The 2,903-nt window shown below is 58.7% G+C and carries 3 protein-coding genes and 1 tRNA gene; 2 read left to right on the plus strand and 2 right to left on the minus strand.

The features are described from left to right. Positions 1-236: 236 nt before the first annotated feature. A tRNA-Val gene (locus EKA13_RS26685) sits at positions 237-313 on the minus strand. 187 nt (positions 314-500) lie between these two features. Between EKA13_RS26685 and EKA13_RS26690 the strand changes: the two genes are divergently transcribed. Beyond that, positions 501-1,784, plus strand: coding sequence for an NAD(P)/FAD-dependent oxidoreductase (locus tag EKA13_RS26690; protein WP_065761993.1), 1,284 nt, complete (start codon positions 501-503; stop codon positions 1,782-1,784). An 18-nt stretch (positions 1,785-1,802) separates the two neighbouring features. Here the strand turns inward: EKA13_RS26690 and EKA13_RS26695 are convergent, their stop codons facing one another. Next, positions 1,803-2,474 (minus strand): hypothetical protein, encoded by a 672-nt coding sequence (locus tag EKA13_RS26695; protein ID WP_065761994.1) that lies wholly within the window; start codon positions 2,472-2,474, stop codon positions 1,803-1,805. Between the two features lie 209 nt (positions 2,475-2,683). Between EKA13_RS26695 and EKA13_RS27955 the strand changes: the two genes are divergently transcribed. Then, positions 2,684-2,857, plus strand: coding sequence for a hypothetical protein (locus tag EKA13_RS27955; RefSeq protein ID WP_176717495.1), 174 nt, complete (start codon positions 2,684-2,686; stop codon positions 2,855-2,857). The last annotated feature ends 46 nt before the right edge of the window (positions 2,858-2,903 follow it).

Below are 2,903 nucleotides of genomic sequence, written 5' to 3' on the forward strand. Positions count from 1 at the left end.
GCACAATTGGACTCGAACCAACGACCCCCACCATGTCAAGGTGGTGCTCTAACCAACTGAGCTATGTGCCTGCTGTGGTGCGCATTCTACTCAGGTTTTTACAACCCGTAAATAGAAATATGCAAATAAATCAAACTTTTGCTGCATGCCCTGAACACGCAAAAAATCGCCCCAAACAAAAAAGGCGACCCTTTCGGATCGCCTTTTTTGCTGCCGCCAACAGGAGCGGTCTGATTTGGTAGGCACAATTGGACTCGAACCAACGACCCCCACCATGTCAAGGTGGTGCTCTAACCAACTGAGCTATGTGCCTGCTGTGAGGCGGCATTCTACGGAATTGACGAATGGTGTCAACTCTTTTTTTCGCGCTAACTCACTGAATATTAAAAATATTTGTGGGTTGGTCGTTTTCAGAATTTTAAACACCCCGCTAGCGGGTGTTAATTATTGTTGATAGGATCAGCTCATACGTAAAAAATATAAAACAGAGGTCCACCCCCATGGCGCACACCCCCTACCCTCAGTCCTACTACGCCGCATCGGCCAATCCTGTTCCGCAGCGCCCAGCTTTGCAGGAAGAAATTGATGTCGATGTCTGCGTGATCGGCGCCGGCTACACCGGTCTGTCCAGCGCACTGTTCCTGCTTGAAAACGGTTTCAAGGTTGCCGTCCTGGAAGCTGCCAAAGTCGGCTACGGTGCCTCTGGCCGCAACGGCGGGCAAATCGTCAACAGCTACAGCCGCGACATCGACGTCATTGAACGCACTGTCGGCCCCAAACAGGCACAACTGCTCGGGCAGATGGCGTTTGAAGGCGGTCGGATCATTCGTGAGCGCGTCGCCAAATACAACATTCAGTGCGATCTGAAAGACGGTGGCGTTTTCGCCGCCCTGACCTCCAAGCAAATGGGCCACCTGGAATCACAGAAACGCCTGTGGGAACGTTTTGGCCATAATCAGCTGGAACTGATGGACCAGCGCCGCATCCGTGAAGTCGTCGGTTGCGACAGCTACATCGGCGGCATGCTCGACATGAGCGGCGGGCACATCCATCCGCTGAACCTGGCGCTGGGCGAAGCTGCAGCGGTTGAATCCCTCGGCGGCAAGATCTATGAACAGTCGCCTGCCGTGCGCATCGAACGCGGTGCCAACCCCGTGGTACACACCCCTCAGGGTAAAGTCCGCACCAAGTTCGTGATTGTCGCCGGCAATGCCTACCTGGGTAACCTGGTGCCGGAGCTGGCTGCCAAATCGATGCCATGCGGCACCCAGGTGATCACCACCGAGCCGCTGGATGCCGACCTGGCACATTCGCTGCTGCCACAGGACTACTGCGTTGAAGACTGCAACTACCTGCTCGACTACTACCGCCTGACCTCTGACAAGCGTCTGATCTTCGGCGGTGGCGTGGTGTACGGCGCACGCGACCCGGCCAATATCGAAGCGATCATTCGCCCGAAAATGCTCAAGGCTTTCCCGCAGCTCAAGGACGTGAAGATCGACTACGCCTGGACCGGCAACTTCCTGCTGACCCTGTCGCGCCTGCCTCAGGTCGGCCGTCTTGGCGACAACATCTACTATTCGCAGGGCTGCAGTGGTCACGGTGTGACCTACACCCATCTGGCAGGCAAGGTGCTGGCCGAAGCGCTGCGCGGCCAGGCAGAACGCTTTGATGCGTTTGCCGAGCTGCCGCACTATCCGTTCCCAGGCGGGCAATTGCTGCGTGTACCGTTCAGCGCCATCGGTGCCTGGTACTACAGCCTGCGCGACCGCCTCGGCGTTTAACGCCTACCGCTCAAGCCGTCACGGGCCAATGGCCTTGACGGCTTGGCGGGCAGCCTGTTCCTGGCCTGCCTGGGCCAGATCATTGGCTGCCTTGAGCCAGCGCTGCCGGTCTACCTGCGCCGGCAACTGCCCAGGTTGCTGTACCAGCACAGCCCAGGCGCCCTCCTTCTGCCAGGCAGCATTGAAGCTGTCGAAGCCCATCAGCAAGCGCCGATTATTGCCCGAACGCAGCAGCACGCGTTCCTTGTAGCGGTCGTAACCGACCAGCAAGGCATACCGCGGCTCGCCCCACAGCGCTGTCCCCTCACTGTAACGCAGCAATACCGGATTACCTGCAGCAACCTGCGTTAGCAGCGCTGGCAACTGACGGTCCAGTGGGTAAACCATCATCCCGTACTCACGCGCTACAGCCGGTATTGACTCCGGCAGCTTATCGACGTCTTGCGGCAAATGCAGCGGGCCATCAAGCAAACCTGGCGTGATCCTCACACCCTGTTGAGACAATATCGCCGCCAAGGCCATTGAGGCACTCTGGTTCGCATTGCCACGGAAATACGGCACGCCGCTCAACTCAACCCGCTGCGCCATGCCATTGAGCTGAGACGAGAAGGGGCTGGCACAACCGGCCAGGCTCAGGGTTACGGCCACAGCCGCAAACAGACGACGGGATGCGATGGGAAATACAGGCATGGACTCTCGCTTGTTCTGGTGCCCGGCAGGCAGCGCCCGGCCTCGGCTGCGATCATAGGCCGGCAGCGCTTCGCGGTATAGCCCGCGTACGGCTTAGAACAAAGCAGACCAAGGAGCTAGACCATAGGTCAATGGCTTGCCATGTAACAACAGCTAGACTGTTGCATGGGGCAAGCGCAAGAGCCTGCCCGGCTCAAAAGGAGGCACACATGAGCCTGACACTGGCGATTTTCATGTTGATCGGCGCTTGGCTGAGCGTCGCGGCCGCAATGCTCTGGGGCGTACTGCGCATCACGCGTCGCCACCATCACCCTCACCTGCAACCCCGGGATATGACGGCAGGCGTGCCTCATCGCCAGCGCCGACACGCCCACGCACACTGACTCAGCCCCACAGAAACGACAACGGCCGGCCCGGGTTAACCCGGCG

It is taken from the genome of Pseudomonas defluvii (genome assembly GCF_001695625.1).
GTDB lineage: Bacteria > Pseudomonadota > Gammaproteobacteria > Pseudomonadales > Pseudomonadaceae > Aquipseudomonas > Aquipseudomonas defluvii.